Annotated in this window: 18 protein-coding genes, 3 rRNA genes and 1 riboswitch; of the genes, 11 read left to right on the top strand and 10 right to left on the bottom strand. The window is 54.6% G+C overall.

Going from position 1 to position 22,589, the window contains the following annotated elements; translation table 11 throughout:
- Nucleotides 1-55: 55 nt before the first annotated feature.
- The 4 genes from cobT (at nt 56) to NFC81_RS03695 (ending at nt 2,964) form a co-directional block, all read left to right on the top strand.
- Nucleotides 56-1,102 (top strand): nicotinate-nucleotide--dimethylbenzimidazole phosphoribosyltransferase, encoded by a 1,047-nt coding sequence (gene cobT, locus NFC81_RS03710; RefSeq protein ID WP_304996191.1) that lies wholly within the window; start codon nt 56-58, stop codon nt 1,100-1,102.
- Nucleotides 1,099-1,851 carry an adenosylcobinamide-GDP ribazoletransferase gene (locus tag NFC81_RS03705; protein ID WP_304996190.1) on the top strand — a complete coding sequence of 251 codons (753 nt, stop codon included), beginning with the start codon at nt 1,099-1,101 and terminating at the stop codon, nt 1,849-1,851. Before cobT ends, NFC81_RS03705 begins: the two co-directional genes overlap by 4 nt.
- 4 nt (nt 1,852-1,855) lie before the next feature.
- Nucleotides 1,856-2,353, top strand: coding sequence for a histidine phosphatase family protein (locus tag NFC81_RS03700; protein ID WP_304996189.1), 498 nt, complete (start codon nt 1,856-1,858; stop codon nt 2,351-2,353).
- Nucleotides 2,354-2,490: 137 nt separating this feature from the next.
- Nucleotides 2,491-2,964 (top strand): Mpo1-like protein, encoded by a 474-nt coding sequence (locus NFC81_RS03695; protein WP_304996188.1) that lies wholly within the window; start codon nt 2,491-2,493, stop codon nt 2,962-2,964.
- Nucleotide 2,965: 1 nt separating this feature from the next.
- Here NFC81_RS03695 and NFC81_RS03690 read toward each other — a convergent pair whose 3' ends face one another.
- The gene (locus tag NFC81_RS03690; protein WP_304996187.1) at nt 2,966-3,868 is read right to left on the bottom strand and encodes a DMT family transporter; all 903 of its coding nucleotides are present in this window, start codon (nt 3,866-3,868) and stop codon (nt 2,966-2,968) included.
- 74 nt (nt 3,869-3,942) lie between these two features.
- A complete protein-coding gene (locus tag NFC81_RS03685) occupies nt 3,943-4,149 on the bottom strand; it encodes a hypothetical protein (protein WP_304996186.1) in 207 nt (68 codons plus the stop codon).
- Between NFC81_RS03685 and NFC81_RS03680 the strand changes: the two genes are divergently transcribed.
- The 3 genes from NFC81_RS03680 (at nt 4,057) to NFC81_RS03670 (ending at nt 5,130) form a co-directional block, all read left to right on the top strand.
- A complete protein-coding gene (locus NFC81_RS03680) occupies nt 4,057-4,248 on the top strand; it encodes a hypothetical protein (RefSeq protein WP_370529902.1) in 192 nt (63 codons plus the stop codon). The two genes, NFC81_RS03685 and NFC81_RS03680, sit on opposite strands and share 93 nt — an antisense overlap.
- A 78-nt stretch (nt 4,249-4,326) precedes the next feature.
- On the top strand, nt 4,327-4,527 hold the full coding sequence (locus NFC81_RS03675) for a hypothetical protein (protein ID WP_304996185.1): 201 nt from the start codon (nt 4,327-4,329) through the stop codon (nt 4,525-4,527).
- 18 nt (nt 4,528-4,545) lie between these two features.
- Nucleotides 4,546-5,130 carry a hypothetical protein gene (locus NFC81_RS03670; RefSeq protein ID WP_304996184.1) on the top strand — a complete coding sequence of 195 codons (585 nt, stop codon included), beginning with the start codon at nt 4,546-4,548 and terminating at the stop codon, nt 5,128-5,130.
- 18 nt (nt 5,131-5,148) lie between these two features.
- Here the strand turns inward: NFC81_RS03670 and NFC81_RS03665 are convergent, their stop codons facing one another.
- The 4 genes from NFC81_RS03665 to NFC81_RS03650 form a co-directional block, all read right to left on the bottom strand.
- Entirely contained in the window at nt 5,149-6,087 is a 939-nt protein-coding gene (locus tag NFC81_RS03665; RefSeq protein WP_304996183.1) for a MucB/RseB C-terminal domain-containing protein, read from the bottom strand.
- The gene (locus tag NFC81_RS03660) at nt 6,084-6,593 is read right to left on the bottom strand and encodes a hypothetical protein (RefSeq protein ID WP_304996182.1); all 510 of its coding nucleotides are present in this window, start codon (nt 6,591-6,593) and stop codon (nt 6,084-6,086) included. Before NFC81_RS03660 ends, NFC81_RS03665 begins: the two co-directional genes overlap by 4 nt.
- Nucleotides 6,590-7,264: a sigma-70 family RNA polymerase sigma factor gene (locus NFC81_RS03655; RefSeq protein WP_304996181.1), complete on the bottom strand. Its 675-nt coding sequence runs from the start codon at nt 7,262-7,264 to the stop codon at nt 6,590-6,592. Before NFC81_RS03655 ends, NFC81_RS03660 begins: the two co-directional genes overlap by 4 nt.
- Before the next feature lie 105 nt (nt 7,265-7,369).
- A complete protein-coding gene (locus NFC81_RS03650) occupies nt 7,370-9,058 on the bottom strand; it encodes an acyl-CoA dehydrogenase family protein (protein WP_304996180.1) in 1,689 nt (562 codons plus the stop codon).
- 121 nt (nt 9,059-9,179) lie between these two features.
- Here NFC81_RS03650 and NFC81_RS03645 point away from each other — a divergent pair, with 121 nt between their 5' ends.
- The 4 genes from NFC81_RS03645 (at nt 9,180) to NFC81_RS03630 (ending at nt 15,943) form a co-directional block, all read left to right on the top strand.
- Nucleotides 9,180-10,559, top strand: coding sequence for an MATE family efflux transporter (locus tag NFC81_RS03645; RefSeq protein ID WP_304996179.1), 1,380 nt, complete (start codon nt 9,180-9,182; stop codon nt 10,557-10,559).
- Between the two features lie 134 nt (nt 10,560-10,693).
- A riboswitch (cobalamin riboswitch) is annotated at nt 10,694-10,947 on the top strand.
- A gap of 103 nt (nt 10,948-11,050) precedes the next feature.
- Complete coding sequence (locus tag NFC81_RS03640; protein ID WP_304996178.1) at nt 11,051-13,894, top strand: ribonucleoside-diphosphate reductase subunit alpha; 2,844 nt, start codon at nt 11,051-11,053, stop codon at nt 13,892-13,894.
- A 391-nt stretch (nt 13,895-14,285) separates the two neighbouring features.
- Complete coding sequence (locus NFC81_RS03635; RefSeq protein WP_304996177.1) at nt 14,286-15,491, top strand: ribonucleotide-diphosphate reductase subunit beta; 1,206 nt, start codon at nt 14,286-14,288, stop codon at nt 15,489-15,491.
- Complete coding sequence (locus tag NFC81_RS03630; RefSeq protein WP_304996176.1) at nt 15,482-15,943, top strand: DUF1289 domain-containing protein; 462 nt, start codon at nt 15,482-15,484, stop codon at nt 15,941-15,943. Before NFC81_RS03635 ends, NFC81_RS03630 begins: the two co-directional genes overlap by 10 nt.
- A 426-nt stretch (nt 15,944-16,369) precedes the next feature.
- Here the strand turns inward: NFC81_RS03630 and rrf are convergent.
- The 4 genes from rrf to NFC81_RS03610 form a co-directional block, all read right to left on the bottom strand.
- Nucleotides 16,370-16,485, bottom strand: a 5S ribosomal RNA gene (rrf, locus tag NFC81_RS03625).
- A 285-nt stretch (nt 16,486-16,770) separates the two neighbouring features.
- Nucleotides 16,771-19,639 (bottom strand): 23S ribosomal RNA (locus NFC81_RS03620).
- A gap of 334 nt (nt 19,640-19,973) precedes the next feature.
- Nucleotides 19,974-21,515 (bottom strand): 16S ribosomal RNA (locus NFC81_RS03615).
- The 16S, 23S and 5S rRNA genes sit together here, the layout of an rRNA operon.
- A 423-nt stretch (nt 21,516-21,938) precedes the next feature.
- Nucleotides 21,939-22,574 (bottom strand): ferric reductase-like transmembrane domain-containing protein, encoded by a 636-nt coding sequence (locus NFC81_RS03610; protein ID WP_304996174.1) that lies wholly within the window; start codon nt 22,572-22,574, stop codon nt 21,939-21,941.
- Nucleotides 22,575-22,589: the final 15 nt, after the last annotated feature.

The following is a 22,589-nucleotide window of genomic DNA, read 5'->3' as shown; positions in this document are numbered from 1 at the left end:
CGCCGCCCGACTCGCCTAGTCTGCGTGCTTTCATTGCTGCTCCAAGGGACTCTTCATGCTGCCTGATCATCTGCTTTGCCACCCCCTATCCACTGCGCTAGACACCCGTATTCAGCACCACATTGACCAGAAGACGAAGCCTCTAGGCGCACTGGGCAAGCTGGAAACCTTAGCGGCACAGGTGGCCCGTATCCAACAAAGCATGACCCCGAAAGCCGACGACGCAGTGCATCTGGTGTTTGCGGCGGATCATGGTATATGCGCCGAAGGCGTCAGCCCGTTTCCGAGTGCTGTAACGGCACAAATGGTACTGAACTTCCTGCACGGCGGTGCGGCCATTAATGTGTTTTGCCGGCAAAACGACGCGGCGTTTAAAGTCATCAATGCTGGTGTACTGGGCGAGCTTCCAGAGCACCCCGATTTGGTGAACACACCGGTGCGCAACGGCACCGCCAACTTTCTCCATGAACCCGCGATGACGACAGACGAGTTGATGCAATGCCTGAATACGGGCTCTCGCATGGTGGATGAGTTCGCCGCACTTGCGCAGGTCATCAGCCTGGGTGAAATGGGCATTGGCAACACCACAGCCAGTGCGGCGATTTTGTCGGCGCTACTGCATTTGCCTGCAGCACAAACCACCGGCGCCGGTACGGGAGCCGATGAAGCCATGCAAGCGCACAAAGCGGAAGTGATTCGCTCAGCTTTGCAACACCATGGCCTGGACTCCAGTGACCCACTGCGTATTTTGCAAACGGTAGGCGGCCTGGAAATCGCCATGATGACCGGAGCTTATTTGCGCGCTGCTGCATTAGGCAAGCTTATTTTGGTAGATGGATTTATTGCCACCAGCGCGTGGGCCATTGCTGCGGCTCTGCAACCAGCGTTGCGCGATTACAGTGTGTTTGCGCACCAAAGTAATGAGCACGGCCATGCGGTGGTGCTACAGAAGCTTGAGGTACTGCCATTACTGCATTTGGACATGCGCTTGGGCGAAGGTACGGGCGCCATTGCCGCGCTACCATTGGTGCGCTTGGCCGTGGCGTTCTTCAATGAAATGGCCTCCTTCGCCGACGCTGGCGTGAGTGAAAGCAACGCATGACGGTACTGCGACGTGAATGGCAGGCCTTCTGGCTTGCCCTTGGCTTTCTGACCCGCATTCCCATGCTGGCCCGCATAGACTACTCACAACAGTTGATGAATCAGAGCAGCCTGTACTTTCCGGTCGTGGGCCTGTTACTCGGCGCGCTCTACGCCACGCTGTATACCGGGCTGGTTCTGGTCTGGCCGCCACTGATCTGCTTGGTGCTGGTGCTGTGCTTTCACCTGTGGCTCACCGGAGCCTTTCATGAAGACGGTTTGGCCGACAGCGCCGACGCGCTGGGCGGTGGCTACACGCTTGAAGCCCGCTTGCGCATCATGAAAGACAGCCGCATTGGCACTTACGGCACGGTGGCGTTAATCGGTGCGCTGGGCTTAAAAGTCGCCCTACTGGCGAGTACCAACCTTATTTGGCTGGCGCTGCTAGTAACGCCCTGCATTGCCCGACTCACACCATTATTGTTGATGTCAGCCCTGCCCTACGTGACCGACCCGGACACCAGCAAAAGCAAACCGGTGGCCGATGGCTTCGACCGGTGGCGCTTGAGTTACGCAATTGCGTTTGTACTGGCGGTCAGTGTGGGTTTTAACCTGCTGCATTGGGCGGTACTGGCTGTGCTCATAACAGCCGTATTCTGGGGCCGCACACTAAAGAGGGCCTTAGGCGGTTATACCGGCGATGCCTTGGGTGCCAGCGTGATCTTCACCGAACTGTTGCTGCTGCTCGGCTTTGTAGCGCAAGGTCTGTAGCCTAATGCGCTATTGGGTACGACACGACCAACCCGCACTGCCGGGGCCAATTTGCTACGGCTGGCTCGACGTGCCCTTAGCGGTGGCGCCTGATATCACCGCCCAGGCTTTGCGCTCGGTCATACCGTCGGCACTGCCGGTCTTCTCCAGTCCGCTGCAACGTTGTCGGCTATTGGCTGAACACTTGCAAGAGCAACCAACCATTCTAGACGACCTACGCGAAGTACATTTTGGGGATTGGGAAGGCGAACTTTGGGACGACATCCCACGCGACCTACTGGATGCCTGGGCGCAAACCCCTTATGAATTTCAATTCCCGAACGGCGAAGCCGTGCCGCAGTTTCTAGCCCGTGTGGGCGCAGTCATCGATACGCTGCCCGAGGCCTGTATTGTAGTGACCCATGCTGGCGTTATTCGCGCTGCCCTGCACCATCGTAAGGGCCTTGCGCTGCAAGAAGCCTTTGCGACGCCAATCCCCTTCGGCAGCTACTTAAAATTCTAACCCGTGCCAAACTGGCACAAGTTACGCTGCAATAGCGCCATTCTTGATCAGCATAGAACCCACCTATTCGGCCCCACTTGCACCGTTTTTCTCCGCGGACTACAGTAGTCTGACGATAACAATAAGAGTAATGAATCATGAGCCGAAACATCAGCAACTGGCTGGCCGAATACGGCACCAGCCACCAGAACCCCACCAACAAACTCATTCATTGGTTTGCCGTGCCGGGCATTTACTGGAGCATCGTTGCGTTGCTCTGGACCATCCCGACGCCAACCTTTATGGCCGAGCTGGCTTGGCTGAACTGGTCGACACTGGCGTTGCTCATTGTTGTCGGGTTTTATGCTCGCCTATCCATCCCGCTTACCGTCGGCATGGTCGCCATCACGGTGCTGTGCTATCTGATTGCCTATGGCATAGAAAGCGCCATGGGTACGATGGGTCTGTTGATCACCGCTGTGGTCGTCTTCGTGGTGTTGTGGATCTTCCAATTTGTCGGGCACAACATCGAAGGCAAGCGGCCATCTTTCTTTAAAGACATCCAGTTTTTGATGATCGGCCCGGCGTGGGTCATGGCGTTCTTGTTTCGCAAGTTTGGCTTGAAGTACTGAGTCAAACCGAGCTTGGCAACGAACGACGCAGCAACACACGCCAACGGCTGATCAACAGCGCGCTGAAGATCAGCCCACAACCCAACAATTGCACCGCCGACAACGTCTGACTGAACCACAGCAGCCCAAGCAAGGACGTCCACACCGGCTCCAACGTCATGATCACCGCCGCGTGGCTGACCGGAGCCAGTCCTTGCGCCTTAAACTGCAACCAAAAGCGTAAGCAGGTGGCAATCAACAAACTGGCCAACAGCCAACCCAAGATGTCCAACTCCGGTACATGCTGCCCAGTCTCTAGAACCCCAGACAAAAACAAAGCAACAACGCCCGTCACCGTCAGTTGTACAGCGGTCAACGGCAGCGCCGGAATGCGCGCTGCATAGCGACTGGTAAGATTAAAGTGCAGGGAAAAAATCAGTGCGGCGAGCAGAAAAAACCCGTCGGACGCCGACAGTGAGAAGCCGCCTTCTATACGCAACAAGGCCAGCCCCACCAGCGCGACACCTACCGCCACCCAAGTGCTGCGTGCAGTAACCGCACCAAACAAAAGCTTGCCAACGATGGGGATAAAGACCACGCCAAGGCTGGTCAGAAACGCGCCAATGCCGATATTCTCAGCGAGGTTTAAACCCATAATCCAACACGACATGGCACCACCCATCACCAAGCCGGTCATCAACGCGCGTCGCAATTGCTCACCCGTCAAATTGCGCAACGCCGTCCAGCCCAACAGAGCGAGTACCACCCCGGCACCAAGAAAGCGCGCACCCAGAAACAATAGGGGCGTCATCCCGGCCAGGGCCTCTTTCGAAAACACCCAGCCAAAGGCCGCTAACAGTGTCACCAACACCAGCCAAACATCTGAGCGCAGTGTGCCGGTGTGACTGCCTTTCGGTGCATTCATTCAATGGCTCCCCTTTGTATTCGCTAAAATACTCGCGCCCTGCATTGTGCACCCCGCTTATCGATATTGCGAGTTCAGCGGCGCGTCTCGTTTAGAAAGGTATCCATGTTGTCATTCTGGATGATTATCAGGCTGCCACGCAATCGCTCGACTTCCTGCACAGTATTCCGGGTTTTGCGGCACTGGACCTGTACCAACAAGAGCCCATCCATGACCGCAACCACCCGCTGCTGCAACGCACAAATGTGCTCTGCACGCCCCATTTGGGGTACGTGGAACAAGCAGGATACGACCTCTATATACGCACCGCTTTTGACAATGCCGTACGGTATTTTTCAGGGGAACGGGGGCATGTGTTGAACTTTGATACCACGAGATAATATTGCTTTTCTGCAGGACGCCAGAGAAGATACATAAATACCCACGATGGGTTGGACACTAGCAGAGGGAAAAGGATTATGCGTCGTATTCTAGGACTTTTATTGTTTGTTGTTTGTCCGCTGGGCAGCTACGCGCAATCGCCTGACAGTTCATTTGAGTCATTTTATGAGCAAGGCATCGCCATCATCAATTCTGGAACGATTGAAGAAGCAATAGAGTGGCTGGGTGGAATAGAGCCGGAGCCAAGCAACGACATGGCTATGTTGAACTTAGCCTAAGCTCGAAGATTGAAAGACGTGAACGAGCATGAGCATAGCATACTGATCTTAAATGAATGGTTCCCCGTCTTTCTTAACCAGTTCGGCCCCAACCACCCCCATGTTCGTTTCGCACATTTTTTGAGGGGACAAAACTTATCAGCATTGGCACAGGATGAAGAGGCAGTAACAAGCATTCTGAGCGCCATTGAACTCTATCAAAACGCGATCCCACTTAACGATGATTCCCTTGAGGCGAGCTATCAAATCCTAGGTAGATACTATCGCCAACAGGCCTCACCGGAAGACACCGTGCATTATTGGCAACTAGCTGCTCAGTTGCGTGCCGATGTTCACGGCGTTATGGACCCCGATCGGGGTGTTTATCTCAACTACATAGCGGCGCTGCGATTGGAACAAGAAGATTGGGATCAGGCTGAAATGCTGTATTTGGAGGCAAGAAATATTTTTCTGCACGCCCCGAAGGAGGCTCGTTTCTGGGTGTTATTCGTCGATAAAGCGCTAGTAGATCTTTATAGGGCGCGAAAGCAGTATATTCAGGCGGCACGATACAGTGCATCGTACAACTTCAGAGTTGCTACGATAGGCTTACTGCACCTTTGATCAATCTACAACCGGTGCTTATTTCCAGCCAATCTCCGACGCAATACGCTGCACAGTAGCCTCTGGCAGAATGCCGATCAAAACCACCTGCCAGGGACCATGTACCTGTGCTACCAAGGTATTCGCGCCGCGTCGCTCACTGGTGTTCATCGGCATTGCATCGCCCATGGGGTCAACCATGATCGACAGCTTTACCACGCCATCGCTCCAAAGCTGATACCAACCGTCACCGCGTCGTTCTTCCACCCGCAATGTGAAGCCAGCAGGCATATAGCCCGGTGCCCAAACCTCGGCGGCGTCGCGGCTTTGCCGGACATTCTGTACCTGATAGCGGTGCCAGAAAGCATTTGGGAATTGCGAGGTGAAGCTGCGCGGCATCTGCACCGCTCCGATTTCAATGTCAGAAAAGCGTGCTTCGCTCAGGATAACACCCTGCTGATCAACCACTTGATAGCGCAGTAAAATTCGGCTGGCGTCGTCCAACCACAGGCGGTGGCGATGCAAACTGGGTTCGGCGCGGTGGCTGAGCTCATACAGTTTGGCCGCACGCCCAGCCACCCGGTCTTCTCGCACCAGCGCGACTTGATAGTGCTCGGCCATTAACTCGGGTTCCAAGTGCAGCAATTGAGCAAAGGGCGAGCTTGGTAACGCATGGTCGGCCGGCACATCCGCGCCGGGGCCATGCCAGCAGGTCAGGTCTTCATTACGCCGAATAACTTCCAACAATGGCCCGTCCATACGCCGCATGCGCTCCTCTTCTTCACCATCGCGGTATTGATGCCACAGTTGATAGGTGTTCATGCCGGATGCACCGCTGATGCTAACAGTACCGCTGTAATCCTGGGTACGCGTGCTGTGCACCCATTCACTAGCCCAAGCGGCAGGGTCTGGCAACTGGGCTAAGGCCGAGCCAGTAAGACCTAGCGTAATGGCAAAGACTCTCAACCAAATCTTCATAGCGCCCCTGGACTTGATGAGCCGACTTCATCCCACCGAGCACCCGGCTGGTATGTCGAGTATTGAGTATGCACAGCCCAGTAGTTCTGTAATTGCGCCAGCACAACAGGGTCCGCCAACGGCTCTTGCACGGATTCCGTTACCAAAATAGGGCTCCCCCCATCGCCGTTGGGCGCAATCCAAAAAACGGCGACCAGAGAGACAACCAGTGAGGCCGCAAGGGCACCCCACACCATTCCCCGCCGCTCGTGCTGCCACATTAAACGGCGCTGCTGTTCAGACTCAGCACTTTCCTGCTCTGACGCATCAAGCGCGGCGTTCACACCGGCCAGCACATCGACGTCCGGCATGCCGTGGCGCGCTGCGTCACTGCGGTGCAGTTCCGCCCAGTGCGCTAGTACGCTCGGGTCTTGCTCCGCTTCGCGCAACAACTTCTGGACACTGAACTCATCCAATTCATTGTCCATCATGCTCGACAACTGCTCGCGTCGGTTATCTTGTGTCATGAGCTCTCTCCACTCGCCTGCCAAGCGCGAATGCGTTGTTCTAACGCTTCGCGGGCTCTAAAAATTCGTGAACGAACGGTGCCTACGGGCACCTGCATCGCATCGGCAATGGCTTCATAACTCATGCCGTCCCACTCGCGATGCCGCAAAGCCTGCGCCATGTCGCTGGGTAATTCGGCCATGGCTACTTGCACCACCGAATGCAACTCCTCTGCGTCGTGTTCAGGCTCTGGCCCGGCGACGCTGTGGCGTTCGTTAACCCAGTCATGCAGTTGCTCGTCATGGCTCAAATCACTTTCCGAGACGGTACGATGCTGGCTACCGACATGACTCAGCGCGGTGTTGATGGCGATGCGATAGAGCCATGAATAGAAGGCGCTGTCGCCACGGAACTTTCCCAGCGCTTGGTAGGCGCGGATAAAGGTGTCCTGTGACAGGTCGCTGATGTCTTGCGGGTTCTGCGTGTATCGCCGAATTAGTGCGGCTACGCGATGCTGGTATTTTACCACGAGAAAATCATAGGCACGCCGATCACCTTGACGGGCTCGATCCACCAATATGCGGTCAATTTCCTTGTCACCTTGTTCGGCCAAACGCTTCGCTTCCTCGGTGTGCACAACCGTCTGCCTAGCTAAATTTGATGACGGATGATGCAGAGCAATGGTAGTCACAGTAATGTTCTCGCCCAGTGGACTGTATCACTAGGACTCACCGGGCGAACAGAAGTTCCTTAGGAAAGCTCAGAAGTGTTCGCCCAGTGATATGGCATTCCGCGGCTATGCATTTACCATCGGTGTAGCCCGCTGAATAATGGTCGCACAATCGATACCCGTTGGCAGATTGCCATAGTTAAGCCCTACATGGGTACTTAAGCGACTGCGACAAAAAGCATCAGCCACGATCGGACAACTGCCGCGCAGCAGCAACGACGCTTGCATGGCTAAGGCCAAACGCTCAGTCAAGTTACGCGCCCGATATTGCATGTCCTCTGTATTCTCCAAATCATGCTCCAGGCGGTTCATAAAGGCATCGAACTCGGGATGCTCGCCCTCGGCCTGCCCTACTTCATCCAAAAACGCTTGTAAGGTTTCAGGCTCTTTCTGCGTTGCCCGCAACACGTCCAAGCACTGCACGTTGCCGCTGCCTTCCCATATAGAATTCACCGGTGATTCGCGCAACAGGCGCGGCATGATGCAGTCTTCCATTAATCCGCTGCCACCGATGCATTCCATGGCCTCATACGCATGACCGGGGGTACGCTTGCAGATCCAGTATTTACCGATGGCAGTGCCCAGCCGCAATAGGCGCTGCTCTCCCGGATCATCCTGATGATCCAAGGCTTGCGCCATGCGCAACGTATAAGCTAAGGCTGCTTCACTTTCCAGCACCAGGTCGGCCAGTACGTTTTGCATCAACGGCTGTTCACTGAGGCGTGCGCCGAACGCCGAGCGATGCGCACTATGATGGAGTGCCTGCACGACCGCCTGGCGCATCCCGGCGGACGAGCCGATCATGCAATCGAAACGAGTTAATGACACCATTTCAATGATGGTGCGCACGCCACGACCTTCGTCACCCACCCGCCACGCCAGTGCACCCCGCAGCTCGGTCTCGCTGGAGGCGTTGGCAACGTTGCCCATCTTGTTCTTCAGACGCTGAATTTGCAGTGGGTTCTTTGTGCCATCGGGCCGCCAACGCGGGAGTAGAAAGCACGTGAGGCCACCGGGCGCCTGCGCCAAGACCAGAAAGGCGTCACTCATGGGCGCCGAGACAAAGTACTTGTGCCCGACCAGTTCATAAGCGTGTTCAGCGCCTCGATCGTACAACGGGAAGGCGCGCGTGGTATTGGCTCGGACATCGGAACCGCCCTGCTTCTCGGTCATCGCCATGCCCAAGGTTACTGCGCTCTTTTCGGTGAAAGGGACATTCCGCCCGTCGTACTCAGGTGCCAGCACCTTCGGCAACCATTCTTTCACCACATATTCGTTCTGCATTAAGGTGGGCAGTGCGGCAAAGGTCATGGTGACGGGGCAACCATGGGCGGCCTCGACTTGCATATGTAGATAGTATTTGATCGCCCGTTTGACGTGCGCGCCGGGCCCTGGATGCATCCAAGGTGAACTGTGCAAGCCGTGCTCCAGCGCGGTCTTCATCAATTCATGGTAGGCGGGATGGAATTTCACCAGATCGACGCGGTGTCCGTAGCGATCGTGCGTATACAGCACGGGCTTGTGTTCGTTGGCCTGGAAGCCTAGATCAATCATGTCGGCACGACCGGTCAGTTCCCCGTAGGCGATCAAGTCGTCTTCGTGCCGGTGCGTCCCAAAGCGCGTCGACATTTCTCGTAACGCGGTGTCGGCCAGAAACGTATTGTAGTTCTGCAACGGCGGTGGCTGGTTCTGTACTTCGTGGGTAACCGCCAGATACTCCGCTGCTTTTGGGTAGGGGTGAGTCTCCTCGTTCATTGTTCTGTACCGCTTTTTGTTCTTTCAGTCCATTGTAGCGCACGCTGGGTTTTACGCCGCATTTGCTCGGCCTTACACATCGTGGGAAGATCCATTCTTACTCAATCTTTTCTGTCCTTTCATGAACCCCAACGCCCAAGCACATACTACCCAGAAGCAGCATACGATTAAGGAATACCGGACGGTGGTCGCCATCAGCCTGCCCTTGCTGGTGTACTACCTGTCGGAAGTCGCCATTGGCCTGACCGACCTGTTTATCGTGGGCCAACTCGGCACGCTGGAATTGGGCGCTGTCGGCTTGGGTAAAACGCTGGTTTTCGGCTGGCTGATGGTGAGCCTGGGTATTCTGTCGATCATTTCCGTGATGTGCTCAGAAGCCTTAGCACAACGCCGTATCACTGAAATGACTCTTACCTTAGTACAGGGCATCTGGATTGCGGCGGCACTGGTGGGATTAGGCATTCTGCTGTTCAGCTACACCACGCCCCTGTTCAATATACTAGGTTACGACCCTGCCTTAACCGCCGTGGCTGACGAATACATTCGCTGGGCGAAGTGGATGCTGCTGCCCGCGTTGGCGTTCGGGTTGCTGCGCAACTATCTCACGGTAGTGGCTCGCACGCGGGTATTGGTGGCCGTTTCTCTGGCGGCGGTTGCCGCCAACTACGGCTTAAACCAACTTTTGGTGTTTGGTCGCTACGGTTTTCCTGAACTGGGGGTTACGGGGGCTGCCGTCGCAACCGTTGTAGTGAATGTGTTTTCTTTCGTGGTTTTGTTTTTCTACACCCGCTGGTCTGAACCACGGGCCATGCGCGCGGTACTGGCGCGGCTTCTGCAATTACGCCCGGTGCGCATTATTGAGCTGCTGCGGCTTGGTCTACCGGCGGGAATGGTACAAAGTCTAGAAGCCGGTTTTTTCATCATTATCTCGCTGCTGGTCGGCACCTTTGGCGCAGTCTGGCTCGCGGCGAATAACGTGATGCTGGCGGTTATGGATGTCACCTTCGTTATCATGCTGACGCTGGGCGAAGCCTTGGCGGTACGACTGGCCTTTCAGCAAGGACTCGGCAACCGTCTTATGCTGCAAGCATTAACGCGCTTCGGTTTGGTGGTCGGTGGCGTCATCATGCTGAGTGCTTCGGCACTGTTATGGCTGCGTCCGGACTGGGTGCTTTCATTCTTTCTCGACAGCAATGCCGACGGCTACGCAGAAACGCTCGCGGCCACGGCGCAGTTGGCCGCCATTATGGCCATTTTCTTGTTGTTCGACGGCTACCAAGTTTTAACCACATGGATGTTGCGCGGCTTCAAAGACACCTTTATTCCCATGCTGCTTGGGGCATCCGGGTACTGGGCCATGGGTTTGAGCTTCGGGCTTATTCTGGCCTACCCCATTGGGCTCGGTGCGGTCGGATTGTGGTGGGGGCTCGGCATCGGGCTGATGTTCGCCGCCTCGCTGTTGGTGCTGCGACTGATCAATAGGGCGTGGGGACGCGGCTGAATCCAGCGCTTCGTGCGCCGTTTCACGTTTACATCCTGCAAGGCTTTACTCACCACAAAACACTCTATATAGTGCTTTCAACTCTGGTTCACCTCAATATGTAGTACCCAGCATGTAAACAGGTTACCAACAACCTGTACACAGAACGCTGTGGATAACTTCATTGACGTGCTAAGCGGGAATCCGGTGAAACTCCGGAACTGACGCGCAGCGGTGAGGGGGAACGAGGGTGACACGTGGTGTCGGAGAGTGTCCAATTATTTGGGTGCGCCACATCACAAGCACTGCTTTTACAGTGACGTAGAAGCGGGAAGCTGTCACCCAAGGTGATGCATTGTATGCATCGAGCCCCCAAGTCCGAAGACCGGCCAGAGCAAACATCACCACCTTTCGCGCATAAAGGTCAGGGTGAATTGCCGCCGTGCGTTCAACGCTCTCGTGGCTGCTCATGCCTGCCCAAATTCGCGATACATTACGCGCAGGAGCACAGTATGAGCACACAAACCCAAGACGCCCTAACGGCTGAGCCTTCCTCGGCCTACAGTCGCTACTCCGTCATCAAACGCCAAAACGATCGCGTGCCGTTTGATCCCGACAAAATCCGTGTTGCCGTCAGCAAAGCCTTTATTGCCACCGAAGGTGAGCATGGCATGAGCAGCAACCGCGTGCGCGAGCAGATACAGCGCATCGTGGACGACGTAGTCACCGTGATCGAACGCCGCTTGCCTTCTGGCGGCGCAGTGCACATAGAAGACATTCAAGACCAAGTGGAACTCAGCCTGATGCGCTTGGGCGAACACACCGTGGCGCGGGCCTATGTGCTGTACCGGGAAAAACACGCGCAAAGTCGTGAACACACCGACGGCCGCCAAGACGCGAACGCGGGCACACCGTTGCTGGTGACGCGTAACGGCCAGCAGCAACCGCTCGACTTGTCGTGGTTCCGTGGCCTTATTCGTGAAGCCTGCAGCGGCCTTGCTGATGTGGACCCCGAAGGCATTGAGCGCGAAGCCTTGAAGAACCTGTACCAAGGCGTCGACTATAAAGACATCGTACCTGCGGCGATTATGACCGCCCGCGCCTATGTGGAAAAAGAGCCCAACTACAGCCAGGTGTGTGCCCGCCTCTTGCTCGAACAGCTCCGCGCCGAGGCTTTGGGTTTTCTGGGCATTGCCGAACAAGCCAGCGCCCGCGACATGGAAACGCTGTACGCCAAAGCCCTGCCCGCTTATATCGCCAAAGGCATTGAGTTGGAGCTGCTAGCACCTGATCTGGCCGAATTTGACCTGGAAAAGCTGGGTGCAGCACTGATTCCCGAGCGTGATTTCCAGTTCCAGTTCTTAGGTCTGCAAACGCTGTACGACCGCTATTTCATTCACAGCGGCAAGATCCGTTTCGAGCTGCCGCAGATCTTCTACATGCGCGTTGCCATGGGCCTCGCCATTAAAGAAGACGACCGCAACGCGCGCGCCATTGAATTCTATGAAGTGCTGTCGCGCCTCGACTACATGACTTCCACGCCAACCCTTTTCAACGCGGGTACACGCCGTCCGCAGTTGAGTTCTTGCTACCTGACCACCGTACCCGATGACTTGGAAGGCATTTACAGCGCCATCAAAGACAACGCGCTGCTCAGCAAATGGGCGGGCGGTTTGGGCAACGACTGGACGCCAGTACGAGCGCTGGGCGCGCACATCAAAGGCACCAACGGCGAAAGCCAAGGTGTGGTGCCCTTCTTGAAAGTGGTGAACGACACTGCGGTGGCCGTGAACCAAGGCGGCAAGCGCAAGGGCGCGGTCTGTGCGTACTTGGAAACCTGGCACCTCGATATTGAAGAGTTCTTAGAGCTGCGCAAGAACACCGGTGACGACCGCCGCCGCGCGCACGACATGAACACCGCACATTGGATTCCCGACTTGTTTATGGAGCGGGTATTCGAAGACAAAGACTGGACGCTGTTCTCACCCAGCGACGTGCCGGACCTGCACGACCTCACCGGCTTGGCGTTCAAAACCCGCTATGAAGAATACGAGCGGCAAACCGCCAGCGGCGAATTGAAGCTGTTTAAGCGTCTATCCGCCAAGGTGATGTGGCGCAAGATGCTGAGCATGCTGTTCGAAACAGGTCACCCATGGATCACCTTCAAAGACGCCTGCAACCTGCGTTCGCCGCAGCAGCATGTGGGTGTGGTGCACAGCTCGAACCTGTGTACCGAGATCACGCTAAACACCAGCCCGGATGAAATTGCGGTGTGTAATTTGGGTTCGGTGAATCTGGTGCAGCACATCAACGCCGATGGCAGCATGGATACCGAGAAGCTTCGCCGCACTGTGCGCACAGCCGTTCGCATGCTGGATAACGTCATCGACATCAACTACTACGCGGTGCCACAAGCGCAGCGTTCGAACAGCCGTCACCGCCCTGTTGGGCTGGGTTTGATGGGCTTTCAGGATGCGCTGTACAAAGCCGGCATTTCCTACAGTTCTGATGCGGCGTTGGACTTCGCCGACCAGACGATGGAGCAGATCAGCTACTTCGCGTTGGAAGCGTCGAGCGACTTGGCCGCCGAGCGTGGGTCTTATGAGACATACAAAGGCTCGCTGTGGGATCAGGGTATTTTGCCCATCGACTCCATTCAGTTGCTGGCCGCCGCGCGGGGTAATGACTACCTGAAGCAAAGCACGTCGCAAACACTGGATTGGGCACCGCTGCGCACGAAGATAAAGCAGCAAGGCATGCGCAATTCCAATGTGATGGCGATTGCGCCAACGGCTACCATCGCCAACATCATCGGGGTATCGGCTTCTATAGAACCGACGTATCAAAACCTGTATGTGAAGTCGAATCTGTCGGGTGAGTTCACGGTCATCAACCCTTGGCTGGTCAACGCGTTGAAAGCGGAAGACCTATGGGACGATGTGATGGTGAACGACTTGAAGTACTACAACGGCAGTGTGCAGAAGATTGATCGGATTCCGGCTGAACTGAAAGCACGTTTCGCGACCAGTTTTGAGATGTCGCCCCGTTGGTTGGTTGAGGCGGGCAGTCGCCGCCAGAAATGGCTCGACCAAGCGCAGTCGCTGAACCTGTATATCGCTGAAGCAGACGGCAAAAAGCTGGATGTGACCTACAAGATGGCGTGGTTGCTGGGTCTGAAAACGACCTATTACCTGCGTGCGATGGGGGCGACCAGTGCGGAGAAATCCACCGTGGCGCAAGGCGAGTTAAATGCTGTGCAAACCACGCAGCAAGCGCCACAGGTTACCACACCGGTGGCAGCGCCCGTGCCGAGCGCCTGCTCTATTGACGATCCGGATTGTGAGGCTTGCCAATAGCTCGTTAAGGTCGACTCAGTGAGTTCAGGAGTGGGGTTTCGCGGAACGCCGTAAACCCGTCCTTGGGGGCTCGTCAGGCGCATCCATGCGCCTGTACGTCCGCTACACCCCACTCCAATACTCACTGAATCACCCGATAGCTCATCGGCAAACAACGATCTGATCCGAAGACGCAAACGGATCAATACCAACATCACATGACCTTTGCCCTCGTTCCTTTGTGTTTGGTACGGGGTTAGGTTGGAAGAATGGCCCAAGCACCGGTTGACGGGCGTATGCGGCAGGACAGCCGCATTCGAGCCCCCAGGGATGGGTTCACGGCGTACCGGAAACCGGTGCTTGGGCCATTCTTCCAACCGATGCAGAGGGAAACTTATAGAGGAAAGATACCATGCTGAACTGGGATGCTTTAGAAGACGAAACGCAGGTGCAAGAGCCTGCCAAGCCGCAGAAAAAAGTAGCGGAAGCGACTGTTGCTGTACCCGCGCCTGCCGCCGATGTAAACATGCAAGCGCAAGTGGAAGCTGAACTGGCCGCACTGGATGTCGCTGCGGGTTTGGAAGAACTTGAAATGAATGCCGGTCGCGTCCAAGTTGACGACAAGCGCATGATCAATTGCCGCGCCGACCTCAACCAGCTCGTGCCGTTCAAATACGAATGGGCGTGGCAGAAGTATCTTGCGGGTTGCGCCAACCACTGGATGCCACAAGAAATCAACATGAGCGCCGACATCCAACTGTGGAAAAGCGAGAACGGCCTCACCGCCGACGAGCGCACCATTGTAAAACGCAATCTTGGCTTCTTTTCCACGGCAGACAGCTTGGTGGCAAACAACCTCGTGCTGGCGATTTACCGACTGATCACCAACCCGGAATGCCGCCAGTACATTCTGCGCCAAGCGTTTGAAGAAGCCATTCACACCCACGCCTATCAGTATTGCATTGAAACGCTGGCGATGGACGAAGGCGAGATCTTCAACATGTACCGCGAAGTACCCAGCGTGGCCAAAAAAGCCGCTTGGGGCCTCACGTACACGCAAAAGCTGGGCGACCCAACGTTCAACACCGGCACGACAGAAAACGACCGTGAATTGCTGCGTAACCTGATTGCTTTTTACTGCGTGCTGGAAGGCATCTTCTTCTATTGCGGTTTCACGCAAATTCTCAGCATGGGCCGCCGCAACAAGATGACTGGCGTGGCCGAGCAGTTTCAGTACATTTTGCGCGACGAATCCATGCACGTGAACTTCGGCATCGACGTCATCAACCAGATCAAAGCGGAAAACCCGCAGCTCTGGGACGACGCCATGCAACAAGAAGCTACGCGTATGATCATGGAAGGCTACGAGCTGGAATACGCCTACGCTCAGGACACCATGCCACGTGGCGTACTGGGCATGAATGCGGAGCAGATGGGCGAATACCTGCGCTACATCAGTAATCGCCGTCTACAGCAATTAGGGCTGGCAGAAGCCTACCCCGGCGCAAAGAACCCCTTCCCTTGGATGGCGGAAATCATGGACCTTAAGAAAGAGAAAAACTTCTTTGAAACTCGGGTAACCGAATATCAAGTCGGTGGCGCGCTAACGTGGGAGTAATAAAAGGAGACGGCGGTACGACCAAGGTACCGCTTTCACCCACATCAGCCAGCCCTTGCGTAGGCATTTGCAGCGTAACGGTTGGCGATACCGTGTGTCGGGGGTGCTTTCGCACCCTCGATGACATTGCGCGTTGGTCGAGTTTAAACCCCGACCAGCTCGCCGAGCGCTTAGCGCGGCGGCGCGAATTGTTGGAAGAAAGCTTTACCATCTACTTCGAATTACGCGACCCCGAATTACTGCTCCAGCAATGGCATAAATACGTCAATTGCCCACCGCACCCACAATTCCCAATAGAAGCTTGGGTGCAGTTGCTGCATTTAGGCGCCTCTAAAATCATCAATGTAGAGGCCTATGGTATTCGCATAAAGCCAGAACACGGCGCAACCACATTGCGTGTGCTGTGGCGAACGTGGCGGGATAGCTTGTTGGATGAAGCGTTGTATTCATAGCTCGATAGGAACCAGACCGCGGCGGGTGTAAACACACCGCCCTACGAGCCTGCCACTACCTCTTCCACCCTTTAAGTGACGGTAAGCACTTGCTGAGGCAGGGGTGTAGGGCGTATGCCGCAAAGCGCGCATTTTCGGCCTGCCGTTGAGCGCTGGCGGCATAACCCGAAAGCCCGTGGCGACAGCACGGTTCCCCACAAAGCAAAAACCCCGAGCCATTGCTGACCCGGGGTTTGCCGTATTTAAGAGCTTGACGATGATCCAGCCCGCAGCACAGCTGCGGGCGTTCTTTGCTTTGAAAGCCCCGTTAAGGGGCTTTCAATGGGCTTCGCCCAACGCGCATCACCCTACTCGAGAGTAGGTCATTTAACCACGCTAAAACCAAAAAACCCGGCACTAGGCCGGGTTTTTTGGTTCTATTTAAGAGCTTGACGATGACCTACTCTCACATGGGGAGACCCCACACTACCATCGGCGATACCTCGTTTCACTGCTGAGTTCGGGATGGGATCAGGTGGTTCCAAGGCTCTATGATCGTCAAGCAAACTGGTCGAGTGGTGCCGGTGCGTCGTTACGCTACCCACACGCTCTCTGTTCGTTTGCCGTCACCGATAAGGTTTTAATTAATTTAATTAATTTAATTAATCCTTATCCGCAATCATGCGTTCTGAATATGCGATTAACACGTTTTTGATCACTCGATCTTTCAATCGCTCGATCTTTGCATGAATTCAATCATTCAAGCACCGGTCTGCGGTACTGCGTCGTACCGACCTTCTTGTATCTGTTTCTCAACACTGTGTAGGCCCAAACGCCTTAGGCGTTATATGGTCAAGCCTCACGGGCAATTAGTATTGGTTAGCTCAACGCCTTACAACGCTTACACACCCAACCTATCAACCTGGTAGTCTTCCAGGGCCCTTTAGGGACTTGCGTCCAGTGAGACCTCATCTTGAAGGGGGCTTCCCGCTTAGATGCTTTCAGCGGTTATCCTGTCCGAACTTAGCTACCCGGCAATGCCACTGGCGTGACAACCGGAACACCAGAGGTTCGTCCACTCCGGTCCTCTCGTACTAGGAGCAGCTCTTCTCAAGTCTCATACGTCCACGGCAGATAGGGACCGAACTGTCTCACGACGTTCTAAACCCAGCTCGCGTACCACTTTAAATGGCGAACAGCCATACCCTTGGGACCGGCTTCAGCCCCAGGATGTGATGAGCCGACATCGAGGTGCCAAACACCGCCGTCGATGTGAACTCTTGGGCGGTATCAGCCTGTTATCCCCGGAGTACCTTTTATCCGTTGAGCGATGGCCCTTCCATACAGAACCACCGGATCACTATGACCTACTTTCGTACCTGCTCGACTTGTCTGTCTCGCAGTCAAGCTGGCTTGTGCCATTACACTAACCGCATGATTTCCGACCATGCTTAGCCAACCTTCGTGCTCCTCCGTTACTCTTTGGGAGGAGACCGCCCCAGTCAAACTACCCACCACACACTGTCCTCGACGCTGTTACGCCTGAGTTAGAACCTCAAGATGACCAGGCTGGTATTTCAAGGTCGACTCCACGCAAACTGGCGTTCACGCTTCAAAGTCTCCCAGCTATCCTACACAAGTCATATCAAAGTCCAGTGTGAAGCTATAGTAAAGGTTCACGGGGTCTTTCCGTCTAGCCGCGGATACACTGCATCTTAACAGCGAGTTCAATTTCACTGAGTCTCGGGTGGAGACAGCGTGGCCATCGTTACGCCATTCGTGCAGGTCGGAACTTACCCGACAAGGAATTTCGCTACCTTAGGACCGTTATAGTTACGGCCGCCGTTTACCGGGGCTTCGATCAAGAGCTTCGCCGAAGCTAACCCCATCAATTAACCTTCCGGCACCGGGCAGGCGTCACACCCTATACGTCCTCTTTCGAGTTTGCAGAGTGCTGTGTTTTTAATAAACAGTCGCAGCCACCTGGTATCTTCGACCGCTTCAGGCTTAGGGAGCAAGTCCCATCACCCTAATGCGGCGTACCTTCTCCCGAAGTTACGGTACCATTTTGCCTAGTTCCTTCACCCGAGTTCTCTCAAGCGCCTTGGTATTCTCTACCTGACCACCTGTGTCGGTTTGGGGTACGGTCAATGTGTATCTGAAGCTTAGAGACTTTTCCTGGAAGCATGGCATCAACCACTTCGGACGCCGTAGCGTCACCGTCATCAGGTCTCAGCATTAAGATCCCGGATTTACCTAAGATCTCTGCCTACACCCTTAAACCTGGACAACCATCGCCAGGCTGGCCTAGCCTTCTCCGTCCTCCCATCGCAATACACATCGGTACAGGAATATTAACCTGTTTCCCATCGACTACGCTCTTCAGCCTCGCCTTAGGGACCGACTCACCCTGCTCCGATTAACGTTGAACAGGAACCCTTGGTCTTCCGGCGAACGGGTTTTTCACCCGTTTTGTCGTTACTCATGTCAGCATTCGCACTTCTGATACCTCCAGCATACCTCTCGATACACCTTCAACGGCTTACAGAACGCTCCCCTACCCAGCGTACAAAGTACGCTGCCGCAGCTTCGGTATCCAGTTTGAGCCCCGTTATATCTTCCGCGCAGGCCGACTCGACTAGTGAGCTATTACGCTTTCTTTAAAGGGTGGCTGCTTCTAAGCCAACCTCCTAGCTGTCTGAGCCTTCCCACATCGTTTCCCACTTAACTGGAATTTTGGGACCTTAGCTGGCGGTCTGGGTTGTTTCCCTTTCCACGACGGACGTTAGCACCCGCCGTGTGTCTCCCGGATAGTACTCACTGGTATTCGGAGTTTGCATCGGGTTGGTAAGTCGGGATGACCCCCTAGCCGAAACAGTGCTCTACCCCCAGTGGTATTCGTCCGAGGCGCTACCTAAATAGCTTTCGGGGAGAACCAGCTATCTCCGAGTTTGATTAGCCTTTCACTCCTATCCACAGGTCATCTCCTAACTTTTCAACGTGAGTGAGTTCGGTCCTCCAGTTGATGTTACTCAACCTTCAACCTGCCCATGGATAGATCACTCGGTTTCGGGTCTACACCCAGCAACTCATCGCCCTATTAAGACTCGATTTCTCTACGGCTCCCCTATTCGGTTAACCTCGCTACTGAATGTAAGTCGCTGACCCATTATACAAAAGGTACGCAGTCACCCTCCTAAGAAGGCTTCCACTGCTTGTACGTACAGGGTTTCAGGATCTATTTCACTCCCCTCACAGGGGTTCTTTTCGCCTTTCCCTCACGGTACTGGTTCACTATCGGTCAACTGGGAGTATTTAGCCTTGGAGGATGGTCCCCCCATGTTCAGTCAAGATATCACGTGTCCCGACCTACTCGTTTTCACTCAGTTTGGTTTTCGTGTACGGGGCTATCACCCACTATGGCGGTACTTTCCAGAACCTTCCACTAACGTCCACTGAGCTTAAGGGCTGTTCCCATTTCGCTCGCCGCTACTCTGGGAATCTCGTTTGATTTCTTTTCCTACGGGTACTTAGATGTTTCAGTTCCCCGCGTTCGCCTCTCCTAAGAGATACTGCACGAATGCAGTGGGTTTCCCCATTCAGACATACCGGGATCATAGGTCGTTTGCCACCTCCCCCAGTCTTTTCGCAGGCTACCACGTCTTTCATCGCCTCCAGTTGCCTAGGCATCCACCCTGTACGCTTAAATGCTTGACCATATAACCCTAAGGTTTCTAGTCTGTACACACCCTCCTCAGGGTATGCACGCACCTACACAATTGATCGCAATTGCTTGCAACAACATACAACAAGTGATGCTAGACGACGCTTACGCGTCTCTATCATCAACACACCGGCGCTTGAATCATTAAACTCATGCAATGTGTTATTCGCATATCCAGATTGTTAAAGAACGGATTGCCTGAACCAGCAGGCAATGTACCGAGCAGCCAAATGATCCCTGATGTGTTCCGAAGGAACGGTCAGGCGACCAGGCCACTAACAAGTAATTCGTGTGAGCACTCATCGATGCGAGCGCTTGTCTGTCGTTTAAGGAGGTGATCCAGCCGCAGGTTCCCCTACGGCTACCTTGTTACGACTTCACCCCAGTCATTAACCACACCGTGGTAAGCGCTCCCCCGAAGGTTAAGCTACCTACTTCTGGTGCAATCAACTCCCATGGTGTGACGGGCGGTGTGTACAAGGCCCGGGAACGTATTCACCGTGACATGCTGATTCACGATTACTAGCGATTCCGACTTCACGCAGTCGAGTTGCAGACTGCGATCCGGACTACGAGACGCTTTGTCGGGTTGGCTTCACATCGCTGCTTCGCAACCGTCTGTACGCCCCATTGTAGCACGTGTGTAGCCCTACTCGTAAGGGCCATGATGACTTGACGTCGTCCCCGCCTTCCTCCGGTTTGTCACCGGCAGTCTCCTTAGAGTTCCCGGCATGACCCGCTGGCAAATAAGGATAAGGGTTGCGCTCGTTACGGGACTTAACCCAACATTTCACAACACGAGCTGACGACAGCCATGCAGCACCTGTCTCAGAGTTCCCGAAGGCACTAAAGCATCTCTGCTAAATTCTCTGGATTTCAAGAGTAGGTAAGGTTCTTCGCGTTGCGTCGAATTAAACCACATGCTCCACCGCTTGTGCGGGCCCCCGTCAATTCATTTGAGTTTTAACCTTGCGGCCGTACTCCCCAGGCGGTCAACTTAGTGCGTTAGCTGCGCCACTAAAGAGATTAAACTCCCCAACGGCTAGTTGACATCGTTTACGGCGTGGACTACCAGGGTATCTAATCCTGTTTGCTCCCCACGCTTTCGCACCTCAGCGTCAGTATTGGTCCAGTGGGCCGCCTTCGCCACCGGTATTCCTCCTGATCTCTACGCATTTCACCGCTACACCAGGAATTCTACCCACCTCTACCATACTCTAGCCTGCCAGTATAAGATGCAATTCCCAGGTTGAGCCCGGGGCTTTCACATCTCACTTAACAAACCGCCTACGCGCGCTTTACGCCCAGTAATTCCGATTAACGCTTGCACCCTCCGTATTACCGCGGCTGCTGGCACGGAGTTAGCCGGTGCTTCTTCTGTGGCTAACGTCAATGTATTGCGCTATTAACACAACACCCTTCCTCACCACTGAAAGTGCTTTACAACCCGAAGGCCTTCTTCACACACGCGGCATGGCTGGATCAGGGTTGCCCCCATTGTCCAATATTCCCCACTGCTGCCTCCCGTAGGAGTCTGGGCCGTGTCTCAGTCCCAGTGTGGCTGATCATCCTCTCAGACCAGCTAAGGATCGTCGCCTTGGTGAGCCTTTACCCCACCAACTAGCTAATCCTACGCAGACTCATCTGGTAGCGCGAGGTCCGAAGATCCCCCGCTTTCCTCCTAAGAGCACATTCGGTATTAATCCGGATTTCTCCGGGCTATCCCCAACTACCAGGCAGATTTCTACGCGTTACTCACCCGTCCGCCGCTCGTCACCCAAGAGCAAGCTCTCTGTGCTACCGCTCGACTTGCATGTGTTAGGCCTGCCGCCAGCGTTCAATCTGAGCCATGATCAAACTCTTCAGTTTTAAATCAGTTGGTCGTCATAAATGACAACCCAAACTTAGCTCAGCAATTAATCGGAATCCACCGTGTATCCAGTAAACTGAACACATGTATGAATTCACAGTCACTTGCTGATATTTGTTAGACTCGCTAACTCACAACAACAAGTGCCCACACGAATTACTTGTTTGATTTTTTAAAGAGCTTCGAAGTGCGCTTGGCTTCTTCGTTTCAGTGGCGCGCATTATACAGCGCCGCTCATCCGTGTCAATCATTATTTTGAAGTTTTTTCTTTGTTTTCAGTCACTTAGCGAACCCTTGCCAAACAACTTCAAACCTTCAATCTAACGCCCTTAAGAGCCAGTGGCCGTGTCAGGGAGCGCGAATTATAGAGAGATTCCCGAGGGTGTCAACGCTTAATTTGAAATTATTATTTTGTGGGTGCGCTAGAGCGCTCTGCCACCAGTTCGACGACGCTGCAGCCACCAGTAGACTCGAATACCCAGCAGGCCGACCAATATCATCATCTGCACCATTGGCCAGCCCCAATCACCTTTCAACTGCCACAGTGCATGGATCGCCGCCAACACAGCAATGAGATAAACCAGTTGATGCAGTTTTTTCCAATTCTTTTTAAGCCGCCGCATGGCGGCCTGAGTAGAAGTCACAACCAGTGGTATTAGCAACAACAGCGCCAGCGCTCCCAACACTATATAGGGACGCTGTGTCAGCTCACGACCGAACGTTGCCAAATTGCCACCAAGAATAAGCCAATAGAACACCAACACATGCAATACGGCATAGGCAAAGGCCCACAAGCCGACAGCACGTCGGTAGGTCACCCAGCGCACCCGAAACCATTTATGCAACGGTGTTAGGGCTAAGCTCAACAGCAAGAAGTTCAGTGCCCACATGCCTGTCTGGTCAGCCAATATCTGTCCGGGGTCCGTGCTGAGAGTCGTACGCTGCCCCATGATCGTCAATGCCATTTGCCAAAGCCAATAGCACAAGGGCAGTGCGCACAGCAGATGAACGGCTAATCGTTGAACCACGGACTGAATTACCGCCCTATTCAAAGTCACGCAACGCCCTACTGA

The organism is Salinispirillum sp. LH 10-3-1 (assembly GCF_030643825.1).
Classification (GTDB): Bacteria; Pseudomonadota; Gammaproteobacteria; order Pseudomonadales; family Natronospirillaceae; genus Salinispirillum.
Note: the sequence above shows the minus strand (reverse complement) of the source record. Positions and strands in the feature narration are given on the sequence as shown.